General features: G+C 45.2%; 19 protein-coding genes, 1 pseudogene and 1 riboswitch. Of the genes and pseudogenes, 8 read left to right on the top strand and 12 right to left on the bottom strand.

All coding sequences use genetic code 11. The features are described from left to right. Positions 1–161: 161 nt before the first annotated feature. Positions 162–596: pseudogene (locus AAEO50_RS07795) on the bottom strand (peroxiredoxin-like family protein); the annotation flags it as partial. 324 nt (positions 597–920) lie between these two features. On the opposite strand from AAEO50_RS07795, the gene AAEO50_RS07790 reads away from it, so the two are divergent. Continuing rightward, positions 921–2567 carry an L-lactate permease gene (locus AAEO50_RS07790; protein ID WP_341982209.1) on the top strand — a complete coding sequence of 549 codons (1647 nt, stop codon included), beginning with the start codon at positions 921–923 and terminating at the stop codon, positions 2565–2567. Between the two features lie 17 nt (positions 2568–2584). On the opposite strand, the gene AAEO50_RS07785 is transcribed toward AAEO50_RS07790, so the two are convergent. The 7 genes from AAEO50_RS07785 to AAEO50_RS07755 form a co-directional block, all read right to left on the bottom strand. Further along, positions 2585–3271, bottom strand: coding sequence for a DNA alkylation repair protein (locus tag AAEO50_RS07785; RefSeq protein WP_341982207.1), 687 nt, complete (start codon positions 3269–3271; stop codon positions 2585–2587). After that, positions 3261–3404, bottom strand: a complete 144-nt coding sequence (locus AAEO50_RS07780) for a hypothetical protein (protein WP_341982205.1) — start codon at positions 3402–3404, stop codon at positions 3261–3263. The genes AAEO50_RS07785 and AAEO50_RS07780 overlap by 11 nt, the downstream gene beginning before the upstream one ends. After that, the gene (locus tag AAEO50_RS07775) at positions 3401–3874 is read right to left on the bottom strand and encodes a DinB family protein (protein WP_341982203.1); all 474 of its coding nucleotides are present in this window, start codon (positions 3872–3874) and stop codon (positions 3401–3403) included. The genes AAEO50_RS07780 and AAEO50_RS07775 overlap by 4 nt, the downstream gene beginning before the upstream one ends. Positions 3875–4000: 126 nt before the next feature. Then, complete coding sequence (locus tag AAEO50_RS07770) at positions 4001–4645, bottom strand: YitT family protein (protein WP_341982201.1); 645 nt, start codon at positions 4643–4645, stop codon at positions 4001–4003. A gap of 282 nt (positions 4646–4927) precedes the next feature. Further along, positions 4928–5281 carry a VOC family protein gene (locus AAEO50_RS07765; RefSeq protein ID WP_341982199.1) on the bottom strand — a complete coding sequence of 118 codons (354 nt, stop codon included), beginning with the start codon at positions 5279–5281 and terminating at the stop codon, positions 4928–4930. Positions 5282–5502: 221 nt separating this feature from the next. Beyond that, positions 5503–6624, bottom strand: a complete 1122-nt coding sequence (locus tag AAEO50_RS07760) for an S-adenosylmethionine:tRNA ribosyltransferase-isomerase (RefSeq protein ID WP_341982197.1) — start codon at positions 6622–6624, stop codon at positions 5503–5505. Continuing rightward, positions 6512–7246: an SDR family oxidoreductase gene (locus tag AAEO50_RS07755; protein WP_341982195.1), complete on the bottom strand. Its 735-nt coding sequence runs from the start codon at positions 7244–7246 to the stop codon at positions 6512–6514. Before AAEO50_RS07755 ends, AAEO50_RS07760 begins: the two co-directional genes overlap by 113 nt. A 195-nt stretch (positions 7247–7441) precedes the next feature. Next, a riboswitch (ZMP/ZTP riboswitch) is annotated at positions 7442–7540 on the top strand. A 153-nt stretch (positions 7541–7693) separates the two neighbouring features. On the opposite strand from AAEO50_RS07755, the gene AAEO50_RS07750 reads away from it, so the two are divergent. The 4 genes from AAEO50_RS07750 (at position 7694) to AAEO50_RS07735 (ending at position 11150) form a co-directional block, all read left to right on the top strand. Further along, on the top strand, positions 7694–8551 hold the full coding sequence (locus tag AAEO50_RS07750; RefSeq protein ID WP_341982193.1) for a bifunctional 5,10-methylenetetrahydrofolate dehydrogenase/5,10-methenyltetrahydrofolate cyclohydrolase: 858 nt from the start codon (positions 7694–7696) through the stop codon (positions 8549–8551). Between the two features lie 126 nt (positions 8552–8677). Further along, positions 8678–10222, top strand: a complete 1545-nt coding sequence (locus AAEO50_RS07745; RefSeq protein ID WP_341982191.1) for an FAD-dependent oxidoreductase — start codon at positions 8678–8680, stop codon at positions 10220–10222. A 144-nt stretch (positions 10223–10366) separates the two neighbouring features. After that, positions 10367–10501 (top strand): hypothetical protein, encoded by a 135-nt coding sequence (locus tag AAEO50_RS07740; RefSeq protein ID WP_281358059.1) that lies wholly within the window; start codon positions 10367–10369, stop codon positions 10499–10501. A gap of 127 nt (positions 10502–10628) precedes the next feature. After that, the gene (locus AAEO50_RS07735) at positions 10629–11150 is read left to right on the top strand and encodes a DinB family protein (protein WP_341982187.1); all 522 of its coding nucleotides are present in this window, start codon (positions 10629–10631) and stop codon (positions 11148–11150) included. A 57-nt stretch (positions 11151–11207) separates the two neighbouring features. Here AAEO50_RS07735 and msrA read toward each other — a convergent pair whose 3' ends face one another. From msrA to AAEO50_RS07720, 3 genes are all read right to left on the bottom strand, one after another. Continuing rightward, a complete protein-coding gene (msrA, locus tag AAEO50_RS07730) occupies positions 11208–12161 on the bottom strand; it encodes a peptide-methionine (S)-S-oxide reductase MsrA (RefSeq protein WP_341982185.1) in 954 nt (317 codons plus the stop codon). A 164-nt stretch (positions 12162–12325) separates the two neighbouring features. After that, entirely contained in the window at positions 12326–12655 is a 330-nt protein-coding gene (locus AAEO50_RS07725; protein ID WP_425383167.1) for a CHY zinc finger protein, read from the bottom strand. Between the two features lie 111 nt (positions 12656–12766). Next, on the bottom strand, positions 12767–13438 hold the full coding sequence (locus AAEO50_RS07720; RefSeq protein ID WP_341982183.1) for a haloacid dehalogenase type II: 672 nt from the start codon (positions 13436–13438) through the stop codon (positions 12767–12769). A gap of 184 nt (positions 13439–13622) precedes the next feature. Here AAEO50_RS07720 and AAEO50_RS07715 point away from each other — a divergent pair, with 184 nt between their 5' ends. The 3 genes from AAEO50_RS07715 (at position 13623) to AAEO50_RS07705 (ending at position 17923) form a co-directional block, all read left to right on the top strand. Further along, complete coding sequence (locus AAEO50_RS07715; protein WP_341982181.1) at positions 13623–15095, top strand: phospholipase D family protein; 1473 nt, start codon at positions 13623–13625, stop codon at positions 15093–15095. A gap of 78 nt (positions 15096–15173) precedes the next feature. After that, the gene (locus tag AAEO50_RS07710) at positions 15174–15431 is read left to right on the top strand and encodes a GlsB/YeaQ/YmgE family stress response membrane protein (protein WP_341982179.1); all 258 of its coding nucleotides are present in this window, start codon (positions 15174–15176) and stop codon (positions 15429–15431) included. A 719-nt stretch (positions 15432–16150) separates the two neighbouring features. After that, complete coding sequence (locus tag AAEO50_RS07705; RefSeq protein WP_341982177.1) at positions 16151–17923, top strand: metallophosphoesterase; 1773 nt, start codon at positions 16151–16153, stop codon at positions 17921–17923. Between the two features lie 318 nt (positions 17924–18241). Here AAEO50_RS07705 and gvpU read toward each other — a convergent pair whose 3' ends face one another. After that, complete coding sequence (gene gvpU / locus AAEO50_RS07700) at positions 18242–18646, bottom strand: gas vesicle accessory protein GvpU (protein ID WP_341982175.1); 405 nt, start codon at positions 18644–18646, stop codon at positions 18242–18244. Between the last annotated feature and the right edge of the window lie 22 nt (positions 18647–18668).

Raw genomic sequence — 18668 nt, 5'->3', positions numbered from 1 at the left:
GCGGGTAGCCCGTGAGCCTCCTCGGTCGTACCTCCCTGTGGGGTCTCACATTAGCTACTTTTCCCGCAGGAGTCTTCGTCTTCCACTCCAATCAACTGCTGGAACCCTCTGAAATTATTGATCACTCTAGATTCTCTAGTTCTACACAACATAGAGTTTTTTTATAAATTCGAATCTATATTATCCAACAAAGTCTCAATACTGGCATGATCCTCCGGCGACTGATCGATATGCTTCCATACGACTTTTCCATTTTCATCAAAGAGAAATGTCGCGCCCTGGATATAGACATCCTGGGTTTTCATGGATTTCTGGACGAATTTTTTCTGTTCGTTTTCCTTAGGGAGAAAATTCTTTACTTTTCCTGTGACAAATCCGAACAGTGCTTTACCGAGCAGCTTCCATTTCGGCATCGTGACCGTACCTGCCTGTCTGTATCCTTCGCGGCGAGGGTCGCCGTAAATCGTAAATGGAAACGGACCGAATGAATCCAGGAATTGCGAGACAAAGCTTCCTTTTGAAGGTGCGATGACCACCAGCTCAATGTTTCTTTTTTCAAATTCTTCAACGCGCTCACGCAACTGCATGAGGTAATTCCGACAGAGCGGTCAGCCAAGGTGACGGACAAAGATGACCGCGGATTTCTTGTTTTGAAGAAGGGTCTTGATGTTCACTTCTTCTTGTGAATCGGGACGTTCAAGCATAAAGTCCATGGAATAACCTCCTCATTCTTTGTATTTCTATCATACCGAATAGGGGAAGAAACATTCAAAATATACGGCTTACAGAACTCTCTCCGCCTTCCTTTCGTGTGAACCCCACACTTTTATACGTTGTCATAAATCGTTCATAAAAGTTTGTGAAATGGTGAGCAATTAGATGTACAATAGAAGTATAAAATACAAAAGCAGGTGAACATCTTGAGTTTCCTTGAGCTTCTCACGTCTTTGACACCCATCCTTTCCGTTTTTATATTTCTTGTATTATTCCGTCTGCCGGCTTCCATTGCGATGCCGGTCAGCTTCCTAGTCACGGCTTTACTGGGGTATGCTGTGTGGAAAATCCCATTCATCCAGCTGGGGGCAGCAACGATCGAAGGGATCATTATTTCTATTTCTATCTTATGGATTGTATTCGGAGCCATCCTCCTTTTAAATACGTTGAGTAACAGTGGTGCAATGGGATCCATCCGAAATGGCTTTTCGGTGATTTCCCCTGACCGCCGTGTCCAACTGATCATCATCGCCTGGTTATTCGGTTCTTTCATAGAGGGTGCAGCAGGCTTTGGGACACCTGCTGCCATCGGGGCGCCATTGCTCGTCGCCTTGGGCTTCCCGCCCCTCGCCGCTGTTTCGCTTGCTCTGATCGCCGACAGCAGTGCGGTATCTTTCGGCGCGGTAGGGACACCGGTACTAGTGGGTGTTGATCAAGGACTGAGACAAGGTGGATCTCTTGCAGAACTAGTATCTCAGCAAATCGGGAATCAGAATATGCTCGACTATCTAAGTTCCGTTGCCAGTCAGACTGTCAGCATCGATTTGTTTATAGGAAGTTTTATCCCGTTGTTACTGGTGGCGATATTGACTCGCTTTTTTGGAGAAAATCGTTCATGGAAAGAAGGACTGGCTGTTTGGAAGTTTGCCCTTTTCGCAGGATTCAGTTTTACGATCCCAGCTTGGCTCGTCGCTACTTTCCTGGGACCTGAATTCCCTTCAATAATCGGGGGGCTGGTCGGGCTGGTCTTGGTCGTGCCGGCAGCCAAAAAAGGATTCCTGCTGCCAGATGAAGTGTGGGATTTCCAGGTGAAACAAGGAGAACGAGGCCCGGAAGATATTCCTGTTCGGAGCATGCCAATATGGCTCGCTTGGTCTCCGTACATCCTGGTCGCTCTGTTTCTTGTCGTCACCCGATTAGACTTCCTCCCTTTTAAAACTTGGCTCCGCAGTATCAAAGTGGGCTGGACTGATATACTCGGGACGTCGATTTCAACTCAGTTTGAGCCACTCTATCTGCCGGGCACCATTTTCTTTACTGTGATGGTCATTACATTCTTCATTCACAAAATGGAGCCGGTGCAAATCAAAGACACGTTTAAGAGCTCTTTTATCACAATGAAAGGAACCATGATTTCTTTAATGACTGCAGTACCGATGGTGAGGATCTTCATAAATTCTGACCTGAATGAAAGCGGACTCCTCAGCATGCCGATGGAGCTTGCCACACTCATGTCAGGGACAATCGGGGATGGATGGCCGCTGGCAGCGCCTTTGATCGGCGCTCTCGGCTCGTTCATTTCCGGCAGTGCGACCTTCAGCAATATGATGTTTTCACTCTTTCAATTCAGTGTAGCCGACCAAATCTCAGCGGCACCGGATGTGATCCTTGCCCTTCAAGTGCTTGGTGCCAATGCCGGGAACATGGTCTGCGTGCTGAACGTTGTCGCGGCAGCCTCTGTTGTCGGACTTAGCGGAAAAGAAGGTCAGATCATCAGGATCACACTGCTTCCAATGATCCTATATGTTTTAATGGGCGGCTTGTTTGGAACCCTATTAATCTATGTGTTGTAGGCAAAAAGCGAAGGGGATCACCCCTTCGCTTTTTCCAGCCTATTGATATGCTTCAAACCTTCCCGCTTACTTAAAGGAGCGAGATTCTCCCTATCGATGAACTGCCGGACGGCTTCAGGGTTCGTCTTCGAATATTCCCTAAGTGCCCACCCAATGGCTTTCTGGATGAAAAATTCCTTGGAATCATTGTGCATGAGGATGTAACGGAATAACCGACTTTCATCCGTCTTCTCCTTATATTTCAACTGATGAAGGATCGCCGTCCGGTTCAGCCAGAAGTTATCTGAGTGGATCCACTTTTCCAGATGCTCTTCCGCTTCATCCTTTTCATGGATGCTGCCCACCATATTCGAGGCGATAAGATCAATCGTATCCCACCATGATCCAGTCAATATCAGCTCTTCTATAAGGGGCAGATCATCTTTCGTAAGATACCTTGTCCGCTTATCCAAAAGAGTCATCGCAGCATATTGGCACTCACGCTGCGGCTCTCTCCATAGTGAACGAACAATCGCTGGCAGCTCTTCCACTGGCGGTTTTCCATTTTCTTTCAGAAACTCACGCATCAAAGCATTCCTCTCCGGGGTCTTGATGCCAAAAAACACAAATTGATTGCGCATATATTTCTCCATCGCTTCCCGGTTTTCCTCATTTTGATTCTCTTTCAATAATGAAACCAATCGATCCGCATACTCATGACCCACCTTCTGCTTCCTCCTCATCATCGCAGTCGAAACAAATGATCTTACCACTGTCTTTCTTCACACCATTAAAAAAACCATCCAGGCAATAAATCGGCTTTTGACAAGAGTCGCAGTGACCTACAAGTTCTTTCATAGTAGCATGTCCTCTTTTTCCCTCAAGTAGTAAATATAATCCGTTGGAACACCTTTTTCACCGATCTGCCAGAGCATGGCCGCAATATTCCCGCGGTGATAGGTACCATGGTTGACAAGGTGCTTCAGTATTTCTTCTCTTGTATTCTCAAAAACTTCATCTTTAGAAGTCGTATAGCTGACGGAAACAAGCTCATCAGACATGTCGCCAAGCCATTCCAATATCTCGTTATGTAAATCGGAAAAATCCATTTCGCATTCTTCAATCGTCTCAAACATTTTCTTATCCACCAAGGCAGGCTCACCTTTCAATCTAGAAAACCACAATGCATCCACTTCATAGAGATGATAAAGCGTCCTTTCCACCGATGGGAACACACTTTGAATCTCTTTCTGAAAAACCTCACGGGGTAGGCTCTTCAAGTGAACCAATAATCTTTTCGTGGCCCATACATGATAGGTAAATTCCATTATACAATCACTCCTTTACTTTATTAGTTCTCCTTTTATGGAAGAAATCCCTTGTTACTACTTTGGATTACCTGCCTGTGATGATTGAGTGGACTTACCTGAGAACTGCATAAAAAAACAACCCCCTTAACTTGCCAGGGGATTGTCTCTTTTCGTTAATTGTTTTGTAAGGACGTATTCGAGAAGCTTCTTGCTTTGCGGCAGTGAGATGCCGACGATTGAGCCGAGGCCCAGCGCAATGACAACCGTCCCGATGCCGACTGGTCCGCCAAGCATCCATCCAAAGATGAAGACGAGAATTTCCATTCCATTCCGCACCCATTGGACCTTCCAGCCTGTTTTTTCGACCACTAGAAGCATGAGGCTGTCCCTCGGTCCTGCTCCCAGGTCAGCTGAAACATACAGTCCTATTCCATACCCGAGGACAATGATTCCGACTGCAAACACAAGGGTCTGTGCCAGGATCGACTCTGGATCAGGAATAAGGTAATTAAATAAATCTATGAAAATACCGATTAATAACATATTTAAAAATGCACCGATCTTAGGAAACGACTTCGTTCCAATGCCGGTAATCAAAAGAATCAAAAATCCAGCGATGATCGACCACGTTCCGATCGTCAGACCAAGCTGTTTGAACAGTCCATAATGAAACACATCCCATGGGCCGATTCCGAGATCCTTCCCTTTGATCGTCAGGGTGATCCCTAAGGCCAGTACAAACAAGCCAACAAAGAAAAACGCCCAGCGAATCACGAATTCTCTTTTCATGAAAATCCCTTCCCAATCTGTATAATTTCCTTAATACCCGGATAACTGTAACACAGATGGGAAAACAAAAAAATTTCATAAAACCTATCGGGTTGGTGTGGTATTGACCTTTTAATACCGCAGTTGATTTCCGTGGAAGACTTCGCTTTCCGCGGGTAGCCCGTGAGCCTCCTCGGTCGTTCCTCCCTGTGGGGTCTCACATTAGCTACTCTTGCCGCAGGAGTCTTCGTTTTCCACTCCAATCAACTGCTGGAACGGGTTAACATTAACAAATCCAGTTACCTATTTAATGGATATCAGCTCAATCAGTTCACCATCCGGCCCTTTGTAAAAGACTGCTCTCCAGCCGTTATCCAGCTGGATTGGTCCTTCGACAGGTGCCAAATCCAGCCGAGCGAGCCGCTTTATTTCTGCTTCAAGGTCTGCCTTTTCCCATCCGAAGTGGACACGGGAGTTTGACAGGCCATTATCCTGGTCCTCGATCAGTTCCAGCCAATCCTCATTCCTCTTTAAAAATACGATTTCCTCTCCCTCGATGTCAGCAGTGAACACCTCTTTAAAACCGAAAAGAGTTTGATAAAACCGTTTTGAATGTTTCAGGCTGCTGACATTGATGCCGATGTGATGAAGTTTCATAGTTTCACCTGATTTCCTTCTCGTAATGAATGGCTTTGACAACTGAATGGGTATGAAACATGGTCTTTTGCTCGAAATGTTCACTTTTATGCTCGAAAAAATTTGTTTTTGCTCGAATCTTCACCCTTTATGCGCGAAAGCCTAGGATTTTTGCTCGACTTGTCGAATTTCCTCGATATCCAAGGTGACGCATACAGTATCAAAGCCTCCTAAATCTAAATTCACAAAATCAAATTCATATCCCCGAACTCATGCCACATATAACTCTTCGCCAGCGCGTTTCGGTAGGCACGGAACAGATGTTCATCAGAGACAAATGCCCGTAAGAGATCCAAGTGGCTCGCCTGGGGTTCATGAAGCCCGGTGATGAGTCCGTCAACGACGTGAAGGGGACTTTCTTTTGTGATATACAGATTTGTCACGCCGCTCGCTGCAGCGAGTTCACCATCATGTTCGGCGGCAACGGTTTCAAGTGCACGAACGACCGTCGTCCCGACCGCTATCACCCGGTTCCCATTCTTTTTCGCCTTTCGGATACTGTCCACCGTCTCCTGTGGAAGATGGTATTCCTCCGGATGGTTCTTTGGAGTCGGCCAGCGGTCATCTCCGTAATAGCTGAGTCCAGCATGAAGCTGCAGTGTGGCCATTTCTACCCCTTCCGCGCGAAGCCGGGAGATCAGTTTCCAGGAAAACGCCCTGCCGGCAGAAGCCATTTCCACGGATCCAGGCACGGAACCGTATACGGTCTGGTATTTGTCGAGCGGCCATGGTGTAGCGATGTATTCATAGCGGACCGGCTGACCTTTCCGATAGATAAAATCATAGAAAGCCTCGCCTTCCACATTAAATGCCAAACGCAGCAAAGGCTCTTCACTTCCTTTACCCGCCATGACAGCATTCACCCCGTCACCGAATGAGATGGGCAGCCGCGTGTCATACATGGAGCCGAGGATCAACGTATCCCACTCACCGCTGCTCACTTTCCGGGAAAGCCGGACTTCAACCTGCCGATTCCCTTGTTTCCCCTTAAGGGAAGCCGGGATCGTCCTGCTGTTGTTGACCACCAGAACGTCTCCTTTTTTCAACTGGGCTTGCAGCTGGTCAAAGCGGGAATGAAGGCATGTACCCGTTTTTCTGTTCAATACCATCAGTTTCACTTCATCCCTGTTCTTACCCGTAAGCTCGATCGGAGTTGATGCATTCAACTGTTCCGGTATATCAAAGATCGCTTCATTCATCGTCCCCACCCCGATCCCACTGAAACTCCTGTGCTTCAAACCGGCTGCCGGACACATCGCGGGAAGCATCCGATGCAAGATACAAGAAGACATCCATATGTTCATTCGGTTCAGCCAATGCATAATCACACTCCGGCACAGCCTCGTCATGCATATCAGTGTTCATTTCACCGGGGTCCACCATGTTCATTCTGACACCGGATCCCTGTAGCTCCTCCGCCCACGTCTGAGTCAATCCTTCCACCGCAAATTTAGATACCCCATAAGCTCCCCATTCAGCAAAACCGGTTTTCCCCGCCTCAGAAGTTAGATTGATGACAGAACCTTCATTCCTCATCAGCATCCCCGGCAGAACCCGCTTGGTGACGATGAATGGGTTGAACGCGTTGACTTTTAATACTTCAAGAAAATCGTCTTCAGGGTAATCTGCCAGAAGCCTTGGACCTGGTCCGAAGATGGACGCATTGTTGATCAGCACATCAATCCTTCCGAACGCCTCTTCCGTCACCGAGACAAAACGGTCGACATCCTTCCTATCTGACACATCTGCCGTCAATGCAACGACTTCAGCACCAAGCGCCCTGATTTCCCTTTCCACTTCTTTCAAAGGACCTTGATTTCGTGCACAAACGGCCAGTTTCGCCCCTTCCTTTGCAAATTGTAAAGCTAACTCCTTTCCCAATCCCTTTGACGCTCCTGTAATCATCACCATTTTATTTTGTAACATTATTTTTCCTCCCTAATAATTTTATTACTTTTAGTTTATGAAAACGGTTAAGTCCGCAAATCGGCTATTAGGGAGGATGAAACATAGAAAATTAGACCGGGATTCTTTTCAGCCTAACGATGTAGATTTTATAAAAACACGAACATTTTAACTGGATAATTTATTTATATTCGTGTTATAATGAATTTGAACTTAAATATATGCAGTGACTGGCGAAAACGTGGAACGAACCACAAGGGAGCTGCGACTTTTCATTTATCATTAGCCATTATGCCGTTCGCCTGGGCAAAGGCAAGGGACCTGTGTATGCCCTTGTCTTTTTTTAATGGACTCTTTTCACATATCTTGCTGCTTTATTCGTTGGATGACCTGATTCTTTTCAAGGCCCGTCATATAAGCAGCGATTTTTCAGAAAACAGTCTTTAATCATTAACAGGAGGGATTGCAATGGAACCATTAATTTTAGACGGAAAACGAGTAGCTTCAGAAGTGAAGGAAAGCTTGACGTTGAGGGTGTCCGCTTTAAAGGAAAGCGGCATAACGCCTTGTCTTGCCACTGTGCTTGTCGGCGATGATTCCTCTTCGGAAACGTATGTGAAAATGAAAGGGAATGCCTGCAGGAAAATCGGCATGGAGTCCCGCAGGATTCATCTTCCGAGAGAAACGACGACAGCTGAATTGCTGAAAGTCCTGAACGAATTAAACGCGGATGAGGATGTGCATGGGATCCTTCTTCAGCATCCTGTTCCAAAGCATATCGATGAGCGAGCCGCGTTCGAAGCGATTTCCATCGAAAAGGATGTGGATGGTGTGACAAGCCTCGGTTTTGGGCAGACATCCTTTGGTTTCGGCGAATATCCATCGTGCACCCCAGCCGCCATCATGAACATGATTGATTTCTATGATGTGCCTGTCGAAGGAAAGCATGCCGTCGTCATCGGTAGAAGTCCGATTCTCGGCAAGCCTGTATCCATGATGCTTTTAAACCGTAATGCTACAGTCACAACTTGTCATTCATACACCGAGAACCTTCCAGAGATCATATCGCAGGCCGATATAGTGGTCGCCGCCGTAGGAAAGCCAAATTTCATCCAGGGAGACTGGGTGAAAGAAGGCGCGGTCATCCTTGATGCCGGATATAATAAAGGGAACATCGGAGACGTCGATTATGACTCTTGTTACAGAAAAGCCGGGGCGATCACACCGGTACCCGGCGGAGTCGGTCCTGTAACGATTTCGATGCTTCTCAAACAAACCGTCGATTCTGCTGAAAAAACAGCCGAACGTCTAAAAAAATCTTCATAAACCACACCAGCACAGAGATTAGCTCTTTTAAGGGTTAATCTCTTTTTGTCTTCTTTTCCAATTCTCTGCTTATTCTTATGAAATTGGGGGAAAATGTTTATAAATACATATAAAAGGAGCAGATCCATGGACACTAAGAACAATAACGCATTTAACCAGCCACCCGAGCCATTTTGGCGTGAGTCGGCTCAGCTTCCTGTATTTCCGAAACTTTCAAAAAACATCAAGACGGATGTAACCGTTGTAGGCGGAGGAATCGTTGGGATCACGACTGCTTATTTGCTGGCAAAAGGCGGTAAAAGGGTTGCCTTGATCGATGCGGGCCGCCTTATCAATGGAACCACCGGGCATACTACGGCAAAAATCACTGCCCAGCATGGATTGATTTATGATGAACTCATCAATCACTTCGGTGAAGAATTTACGAAGAAGTATTACGAAGGAAATATGAAGGCCCTCTCTTTCATGGAAAACACGATTCAGACTGAAAACATCGACTGCGATTACACAAAACAGGATGCTTATATTTATTCCACTACCGATGAATACAAGAAAAAGGTAGAGAAAGAATTTGAAGCTTATCTCACATTGGGGATAGATACTGAACTGATGGAACAGCTGCCGATCGACCTTCAGATAAAAAATGCTGTGATCATGAAAAATCAGGCACAATTCCATCCTTTAAAGTACTTCAAGGCTCTTGTGGACAGTATCGTTAACAACGGCGGACAAATTTTCGAACAGACAATGGCAAAGACGATCAACGAGGAAGAAAGTACGCAGGTAGTGACGGAAGACGGCTATCACCTCGACAGCGAATATGTGGTGATCGCCACGCATTTCCCATTCTATGACGGGATGGGAGGCTACTTCGCCCGCCTCAAGCCTGACCGGTCGTATATACTGGGAGTTAAAACAACTAAAGAGTACCCAGGGGGCATGTACCTCAGTGCTGAAGACCCTACCCGCTCCCTTCGCTACACAGAAGATGAGAACGGCGATAAACTTGTGTTGATCGGGGGCGATAACCACAAGACGGGGCAAGGAAAAGACACAATGGAACACTACAATGCTCTTGAAGAATTCGGAAATAGAGTTCTCGGGATCGAGGAAGTGAAGTACCGATGGTCTGCACAGGACCTCACCACCCTGGACAAGGTTCCTTACATAGGTCCTCTAACCAAAAAACACCCTGCCATCCTGGTCGCAACCGGGTTTAGAAAATGGGGTATGACACTCGGGACGCTTTCCGGGCAAATTCTTTCAGACCATGTACTCGGTAATCATAATCTTTACAGCGACCTTTTTAAGCCATCACGATTCAAAGCGGACCCAAGCATCAAAAGATTCGCAAAAGAAAATGCTAACGTAGCGGCTCAATTGGCAAAAGGAAAGCTTGATATCCCGACAAAAAAAGCAGATGACATACAGAATGGAGAAGGAGCCATAGTATTGGTGAACGGCAGACGGTGCGGCGGGTACAGAAACGAAAAAGGAGAACTTTTCGTGGTGGACACCACCTGTACCCATATGGGCTGTGAATGTTCATGGAACCATGGTGACCACACATGGGACTGCCCTTGCCACGGGTCAAGGTTCTCTACAGACGGGACTGTTATTGAAGGCCCAGCCAAAGAACCACTTAGCCGACTGGAAGATCAACTCAAATAATGTCGAATATAGCCCGGGAAATATCACAGATAAAAACGAAATATGTCAGTTTTTGACGCTGTTCTGGTAATGATATGAAGGAATATTTCCTCCTTTAAGTCTCCACACTATAAAGGCAAGAGTATTTTTTTAGGAGGGGAAAGTATGGGCCGCACAAAGCAGGGAAACCGCAATGCACAGGCAAATACAAATGCTAAAAGAGGAAATCGCACAAGCTCTGAATTAGTGGAGTTTACAACCGGACGGGCCAAGCCGCAGAAGAACCGTCCTCAAGACTGATAATATTTACATCAAGTGCCCTTGATTAGATGCTAGGGCACTTTTTTATTTCTTCTTCCCCTGAAAGGAATACGAACCGTTCATCCCGAATACAACAAGAGCAGACTATTTTGGGGAGGAAGATAAAATGAACGAACAGATGGTGTTTCAACAAATGGAATTTATCCGAATGCGCACAATTGCCTTTTTGGATGCCACCACTGAGGAACAGGCTGACCAAATGCCTGAGGGCTTCCGGAACTCGATCCGCTGGAATCTCGGTCATATCTTATTATCACAAGAAAACATGGTCTATTCTTTTGCAGGAGAAAATGAAAGAAAAGGGATTCCCGCTCATTACCATGAGATGTTCGGCTTCAACACTAGTCCTTCGACATGGGAGGAAAATGGTTTGACTCCTCCGTCTTTAAAGGAGCTTCGCGACCTGCTTGAAGATCAGCCGAATCGAGTGAAAAAGGTGTTCGCCGGCCGTCTCGATGAACAGGGTGAAAAGCCGTTCGATCTGGGAACTGCCACCTTCACTACTTTGGGAGAAGTGCTCTCCTTTGCCAATTGGCATGAAGGGCTGCACCAGGGGACGATCACATCCATCAAACGGGTTCAGGGTGTCGAAAACCTGTTTGAAAAAGTAGAAGCACAAGTGAAATAAAGAGTATATCGCCACCCGATACGTAAAACGTGCCCGCAGAATCTCTTGCGGACACGTTTATTTTCTGCTATTAAACAAAATCAAGAAATCCCCATACCCCTCAGCTTCCAACCGTTCCTTCGGGATAAATCTCAGAGCAGCAGAGTTAATGCAGTACCTGAGTCCCTTAGGTCCAGGACCATCCGTGAACACATGCCCGAGATGGGAATCACCTTCCCTGCTTCTCACTTCAACACGTGTCGATTTATGCGAAAGGTCATATCGCTCCTTCACACTCGCGTCCATCACAGGCTTCGTGAAACTTGGCCATCCGCATCCGCTGTCATATTGGTCTTTTGAAGTGAACAGCGGCTCTCCGCTTACTACATCGACATAAAGACCCTCTTTTGTATTATTCCAATACTCATTCTCAAAGGGAGGCTCCGTCCCGTTTTCCTGAGTGACATGGTATTGCATATCGCCTAGCGATACACGCAGATGCGAACGGTCCTTCGGCCAGTGCATCCGCTTAAACTCTTCCCTTCCCGACCCTCTTTTGTACAACGCGTATCGGAAAGCATTTTTCTTATAAAAATCCTGATGATACTGTTCCGCCTCGAAGAAAGGCAGCGCCGGAAGGATTTCCGTTACGATCGGTTTACTGAATCTGCCGCTCTCTGAAAGGTCTTTCTTTGATTGTATCGCCTGCTCCTTTTGTGTTTCATTATGATAAAAAATCACTGTCCTGTAGAATTCACCGCGGTCTTTAAACTGACCCCCGGCATCCGTCGGGTCGATCTGCTGCCAAATCAGCTCCAATAGCTTTTTATAAGAAAACATATCGGATTCGAATGTAATCTGCACCGCTTCAACATGACCCGTATCGCCCGATATCACTTCTTTATAGCTCGGATGCTCAGTCTTCCCCCCTGTATAACCGGAGCTGATGTCGATGATTCCTTCTTGTTCATCAAACGGCTCAACCATACACCAAAAACATCCTCCTGCAAAGGTCGCTTTCTCCTGTGCCATTTCATCACTCCTTCGTTTCACGTGGAACATGTGATTTAATACCTGTATATGATCTCGCTTTTTATTGGCGGTCGTTGGATACGTTTTATCTATACAGCTCCAGGGCTTAGAGGCACTTGTCATAAGCCGCGCCCGCCTCTCTTCAAACCCCTTCCGCTTTTCCTTCACCCTTCAAAATAAAGATGATAATGAGTCTGACACCCGGGATTGAAAGAAGACTGACAATAGGGACAAACTGATTGGCAATTCATGTATTGAAGGACCGTCAGTTCATTCCTGCACTTCCCGCAAAGTACTGCCTTTACGTTCCATTCGTCCTTTGACCAGCGAATGGGCTCATGATCTGTCGTTTCTTCATGACAAAGATGGCACGGGTAATATGTATTGCAGCACTTGAATTTGATGGCAATGATATCTTTTTCACTATGATAATGCCGGCACCTGGTTTTCGAATCTACGCCTACTCCCTTAACCGCAACATGTTGAGGCATCATTCCAATACAGCTCCTTTAGAACATTCTTTTCTACATTTTCGCCATCAAAGACGAGTTTACCTGTCAAAAATGAAAAATGGACATCAGCCAAAGCGGCTGATGTCCATTCACTTATTCCGCATGATTCAGTATCCCGCGTAAATCTCCGTATTCATAGTGAGGTTTGACGCCCAGCTCGTCCATTTCTTTTCCCTGGCGATTGATCCACGCCGTGTAGAAGCCGAAGCTTGCAGCTCCTGCAATGTCCCATGTATTCGAAGACATAAAGAGGACCTCTTCCCTTCTGACACCAAGCTTATCAAGGACCAGCTGGTAAGACATCGGCGTCGGTTTGAACTGCTTCACTTCATCCACAGAAAGCACTTCATCGAGCAGGGAAGCAAAAGGGGATTGTTCGACTAATGGAGAAAGCATATCAAATGAACCGTTGGAGAAAATCGCCGTTTGATAGGACTCCAGCTTCTTCAACACCTCTTCCGTTTCTTCATAATGCTGAAGCTTCAGATAAGAATCAATCAATTCTTTTTCCGTTTCGTCCGTAAGCTCGGCCTCCGCCTCCTTGCAAGCATAATAGAGGGCATCCCTGGTTATCTCAAAGAATGTCATATATTTTCCCATCAACTGTCGTAAAAAGCTGTATTCCAGCTGCTTCTGCCTCCAGATCCCACTGATTGTATCCCCTTTGCCGGGAAACAAATCATTGCATTTTTCAATGACCGAATGAACATCGAACAGCGTACCATAGGCATCGAATACGAATGCTTTTATCATCGGCTTTGTCATATCTACTTCCTCCTCACAACCTGTTTAGATAGTTCTTATCCTTATGATAAAGGAGATTTCCTTATTAACAAACTGATAGCCTTCACCAACACCTTCTATTATTTTCATCCACCCTTTTCAAATAGGATTCTTTTCCCACTGTAAAGGGTATAGTAAGAAAAAATAGAAGAACAGGGGAATTCAATTGAAAAAGAAGCAAAAATGGTATCAAAAGAAACAATGGTGGATCGGCGGTGCAGTCATCCTTATTCTTGCAGCAATCATGCTATACCACCGGGTCAAACCTTTACCGCAGGGCATATCTTTTGAAGGAGACGTTTACACGCTTCCTCAAAAAAACGTTGAGTTTTTGTACGACCTTACGTATGAAAAGAATGGCAAGGAAGTATATGACCACTCCATCTTTGATGAAGTTTACAAAACCATTGAGGAAGCAGACGATTTTCTCATCCTCGACCTCTTTCTCGTTAACGGTTATACGGACGGCAAACGGCCTTATCCTAAACTAAGTGAAAAATTATCAAAGAAAATACAGGAGCAAATGAAGAAAAATCCTGACTTAAAAGTCGTCTTCATCACAGACCACGTCAATACGACCTATTCTTCACATACCGCTCATCAAATCGCACCTCTCGAAAAGCTCGGGGCGGAAGTCATCTATACCGATTTAAACCGGCTTCGCGACCCGAACATCATCTATTCAGGGGTCTGGAGAGCTGCCCTCGGATGGTTTGGGCAGGAAGGGACCGGCTGGCTGCCTAACCCGATGGCTCCATCAGCACCAAAAGTGACTGCACGGTCTTATTTAAAACTACTGAACGTCAAAGCGAACCACCGGAAAACGGTTATCACAGAGGACACCGGATTAATTCTTTCAGCCAATCCCCATGACGCAAGCGGGTTTCATTCGAATATCGCCTTCAAAGTGAAGGGTGAGATCCTGAAGGACATGGTAAAAGCCGAAAAAGCGGTGGCTGCTTATTCCGATGGAGATGAAAGTGCCTTTCCAACAGACGAATCGCTGGACAGGCTGATCAAGCCTGAAGATTCGGTGGAAGGCCCTCCTGTGAAGGCACAGATCCTCACCGAAAGTAAGGTGCAGGACCACGTCGTCAAAGCGATGGACGAAGCCGAAAAAGGGGATGAAATCTGGATTGGGATGTTTTACTTAGCCGACCGCGATATCATTGACGCTATCGAAGATGCAGCAGAGCGGAAGGTTGAAGTGAGGTTAGTGCTCGACCCGAACCAAAACGCATTCGGTCAGGAAAAAATCGGGCTCCCCAACCTGCCGATCGCATCCGAGCTGCATAACCTCAACAAGGAGAACATCACCATCCGCTGGTATGACACCAACAAAGAACAATATCATTCTAAATTCATCTATGTAAAAGGAAAGACGCAATCCACCGTCATCGGCGGCTCTACGAATTACACGTCACGCAACCTTGATGACTACAACCTTGAGGAAAACATCAAGCTCGTCTCAACTACAGATAGCGAATTCATCCGTACCATTGATGACCATTTCAAGCGGATTTGGAACAACGAAGACGGCACGTATACCGTGAAGTATGAAAAGTATCAGGACAAACTCCCTGCATTTAAATACATCATGTACTTTTTACAAAAAATCTTCCAAGTCACTACTTATTAAAGGTTTAAATACTCGTAAAACGGGAATTACAAAACTAATAACAATTCTGGTAAAAAACAAACAATGGAGGTAATAATTATGGGATTCATCTTATATTTAATCGTTGGAGGAATCATTGGCTGGTTAGCCGGACTAATTTTAGGTAAAAACGTTCCAGGCGGAGTCATCGGAAATATCATTGCCGGTATCATCGGTGCATGGATCGGCGGTGAATTACTGGGAAGCTTCGGTCCGACACTCGCCGGAATTGCCATTATTCCAGCATTGATCGGAGCCATCATCTTCGTATTCCTTCTAAGCTTGCTATTAAGAGGAATGAGAAGAACATCTCATTAATTTAAACGATTTGGAAAGCTCCCCGAGATGACTCTCGGGGAGTTTTTTTATGCAGTTTGTGGCTCGCGGATCGGGGGGTGCACCTTGGATCGGCTGTGGCGTTTCTGGTGTTCAGCACGCTTTTAGATTATCTAGAATTCCGTTTCCCAAAAGTGAATCTGCTCATTAGAATGATTCTCAAAAGATCATAAATCACGGATTAGGATCATATTTTTTGAGATAGGATCATAAATTCCGAAACAGGATCATAAAATTTCAGTTAGGATCATATATCTCCAAAACGGATCATATCCCGTTTCTCTCTTTAAAAAACACCCCCCCTGCATCAGCAAAACACCTGCCATTTACGTTAAAACCCCTAAGGACAAGCCAATAACCAACAAAAAAACAGCCCGCAGGCTGTTTTTCCATCTTAATACGTCATCAATTTACGAGATCTTCTCTTATTCCGATACTTTTTGTACATTGGGTAAATGATAGGTCCCCATTTGATCAATCTTCCAATTAAACGTTTCATAAAAGGCAACCTCCTTTGTTATGTAATGTTTACCCGTTACAAGGGAAAAGAAAACCCATCCTCCCCGAATAGAAACTTCATACTCTCCTAGTAGATTATTTGTATATCAAGTACTTTTTGGAAGATTTATTTTGTAATAGAGAATCCACATTCCATTTACAATGGCTTGCTACTCTAAAATCAAATAAAGGAGGTAGTCATGATGAAAAGTTGGCTCAACAAAGGTTTAATCTTACTTATTGTATTATCCCTCATTCCGATTTCCGTAGAAGCTCTCGAAAGCCCTATAAGCTCAGCGGGAGAAAGAGACGGCGGAATCGGTAACAGCACCAATTATCTGGATGCTGCACCGAATATATCGGTTGATTCAAAGGTCAATCAAATTCTTTACCCTCTCTTTGCCACTCCGGCAATCAAGAAAAAGGGGGAAACCCTCACTCTGAAGATTGATACACAGGGCAAAACAGCAGGAGAGTGGAACGTTAAACTTAAGCAAACAAATCACTCTTCACTCACCAGCGAATATGAATTACCCGTTCAATCCGTCAAAGAAGGACAATCCCATTGGAAGGACAGCTCTTCTATAAAGGATGTCACAGTGCAGATTCCAGAAGGTACACCTGAAAAATTATATGATTTGGAAGTGACATACACAGGAAACGGACAAAGAATCACAGATAAACAGCCTCATTCTGTTAAAGTGGTGGACGGGTACAAGAAGGATTTCACCTTCTTACATCTAACTGATACTCATATCGGTTCACCTAGAAACCTCGGTGATCCTGAAGATCCAACCTCTACAGACCCTGATCTGGCAAGGGAAGCAGGCATGTGGAATCCAGATCCGGAAAAACGCTGGCTTTACTTGCAAAAAGCTATTAAAGAAGTAAACCTGAAGAATCCGGACTTCGTTGTAGTGACCGGCGACTTAATGTACGGCCAAATGAACCCGCAGGAATATATCTATGAGTATGAAGAAACCTATAAAATGCTTCAAAAACTGAATGTCCCTGTCTATATCGTACCTGGTAACCATGATTACTATGCTCAGGATGCTACGCTGGCCGACGGTGCGAAGTACTGGGAAAAGTATTTCGGTCCGCAATATTTTTCGTTTGATTACGGCCCATATGCTCACTTCATTGGATACAATTCATTTGATTGGCATAAATACGACCGCAGCGGTCATGGAACCGTTTCTGTTCCGACATGGGGCGGACAAATCCGTGAAGAACAATTGAATTGGGTTAAACAAGATCTGCAGAAGAATGCCGAAACAGCACAGAAAGGTCAGATTAGAGGTCTGTTCTCTCACCACAATCCATTATGGCGTGACCGCGAAATTTGGCCGCAGGATGATCCCGAAGTCCAAAAATACTGGAAGCAATATGATGAGAAGAATAACCCGCAAAGTCTAGATACATTGCTGCTTGGTGAAAAGCTTGGTATCAAGTATGACCAGCAATGGCATGGAGAAAATGCACAGGAATTAATCGATGTGATGAAAAACAATCATGTTAACGTGAGTCTTCACGGTCATACGCATATAGATAACGTCACAAAACAAGACGGCATTCTTTACACGACCACAACCGCCATCGAGTTAACAGGGAAGCCTTGGGTAGGATTCAGGAATTTCACCGTAAATGACGGACAGATTTCCTCGTACCATTATGATGAATCGGGTCATTCCATCCCTGTTTATGAAAACGGCGATACGAAAGGCGGCGTGATGTCTTATGAGGCAGACTATAAATATGCAAACGACGGAAGTGCGTCTTCTCAAGAGGCCACCGTCACGAATCGACTGGATAAACCGCTGACGGTTACCGTGCCTATTTACATGAAGGAAGGAAAATATAAAGCTTCAAATGGCACAATCAAGCAAAACTATCCTTCTGATGGTAAACAGTACCTTGAAATAGAGGTAACTGTTCCAGCAAATTCAGCAGAGACCATCACCATAAATCAGTAACATGCTGAAGACCCTCTCCTTCTGGGACGAGGGTCTTTTTTATTCGATATATCCATTTATTCTACAGAAAAGGGGATTCCGGTACGAAGCCTATCAAATGGGTTATGTATGGGACGGGGACTCTCCGAATTCATTTGTCCAACATCAGTTTCCAAAAGGTTAAGGTCAGTACAATTAAAGAGGTGGACATGAATGGATGCCAACACGTCCTGAAGCTGCCCTAATGATGCACGAATTGTAAAAGAAGGGTATAACCTTTTCTCATAAACAAACGCCCAGAGACAACTCCCTGAGCGTTTGTTTATATCTGATATTCATTTATTTACTGCTGCTCTTTGACTCAGATATCTTCCCTAAGAAGAATCCGTCCACTTCGCTCAGCTTGCCTCTCCAGAGGATTTTTCCCTTGGATGGAGTAGGCTTGCTGTCTCCGCAGTATACTTTCGTATTTTTCAAATGAATGAAATTCGCTTCGCTGCTGCCGCTTTCTTCTACTGATTCACTTGCTTTGGCTAGTTCTTCACTCAGCTTCTGAGCGACATCGCTGCCGTCTTCAAAGTTTTCACTTAGTGCGTCAAAGTAGTCTTTCGCTGAAACGAGTGTGCCTGTAACGACAGCTCCATTTACATTCAGGGTGATATCTAATGTAAAATCATGCTTATTGGCTGCTTGTACAAAGAATTCCAGGATTGCATCTTTATTAGCACCTGATTCTAAGCTCATTTTCACTTCTCCCTTCTATCTG

It is taken from the genome of Rossellomorea oryzaecorticis (assembly GCF_038405515.1).
GTDB lineage: Bacteria > Bacillota > Bacilli > Bacillales > Bacillaceae_B > Rossellomorea > Rossellomorea oryzaecorticis_A.
The sequence above is the reverse complement of the archived record's forward strand: the minus strand, read 5'-3'. Positions and strand labels throughout refer to the sequence as shown.

Excerpts from the sequence above, each read along its gene's own strand:
- AAEO50_RS07710 (WP_341982179.1), top strand. The coding sequence starts at position 15,174 with ATGGGATTCATCTTATATTTAATCGTTGGAGGAATCATTGGCTGGTTA.
- gvpU (WP_341982175.1), bottom strand. The coding sequence starts at position 18,646 with ATGAGCTTAGAATCAGGTGCTAATAAAGATGCAATCCTGGAATTCTTT.
- AAEO50_RS07770 (WP_341982201.1), bottom strand. The coding sequence starts at position 4,645 with ATGAAAAGAGAATTCGTGATTCGCTGGGCGTTTTTCTTTGTTGGCTTG.
- AAEO50_RS07705 (WP_341982177.1), top strand. The coding sequence starts at position 16,151 with ATGAAAAGTTGGCTCAACAAAGGTTTAATCTTACTTATTGTATTATCC.
- AAEO50_RS07735 (WP_341982187.1), top strand. The coding sequence starts at position 10,629 with ATGAACGAACAGATGGTGTTTCAACAAATGGAATTTATCCGAATGCGC.
- AAEO50_RS07780 (WP_341982205.1), bottom strand. The coding sequence starts at position 3,404 with ATGAAAGAACTTGTAGGTCACTGCGACTCTTGTCAAAAGCCGATTTAT.
- AAEO50_RS07750 (WP_341982193.1), top strand. The coding sequence starts at position 7,694 with ATGGAACCATTAATTTTAGACGGAAAACGAGTAGCTTCAGAAGTGAAG.
- AAEO50_RS07720 (WP_341982183.1), bottom strand. The coding sequence starts at position 13,438 with ATGACAAAGCCGATGATAAAAGCATTCGTATTCGATGCCTATGGTACG.
- AAEO50_RS07755 (WP_341982195.1), bottom strand. The coding sequence starts at position 7,246 with ATGTTACAAAATAAAATGGTGATGATTACAGGAGCGTCAAAGGGATTG.
- AAEO50_RS07760 (WP_341982197.1), bottom strand. The coding sequence starts at position 6,624 with ATGAACATATGGATGTCTTCTTGTATCTTGCATCGGATGCTTCCCGCG.
- AAEO50_RS07725 (WP_425383167.1), bottom strand. The coding sequence starts at position 12,655 with ATGATGCCTCAACATGTTGCGGTTAAGGGAGTAGGCGTAGATTCGAAA.
- AAEO50_RS07765 (WP_341982199.1), bottom strand. The coding sequence starts at position 5,281 with ATGAAACTTCATCACATCGGCATCAATGTCAGCAGCCTGAAACATTCA.
- AAEO50_RS07740 (WP_281358059.1), top strand. The coding sequence starts at position 10,367 with ATGGGCCGCACAAAGCAGGGAAACCGCAATGCACAGGCAAATACAAAT.
- AAEO50_RS07745 (WP_341982191.1), top strand. The coding sequence starts at position 8,678 with ATGGACACTAAGAACAATAACGCATTTAACCAGCCACCCGAGCCATTT.
- msrA (WP_341982185.1), bottom strand. The coding sequence starts at position 12,161 with ATGGCACAGGAGAAAGCGACCTTTGCAGGAGGATGTTTTTGGTGTATG.
- AAEO50_RS07775 (WP_341982203.1), bottom strand. The coding sequence starts at position 3,874 with ATGGAATTTACCTATCATGTATGGGCCACGAAAAGATTATTGGTTCAC.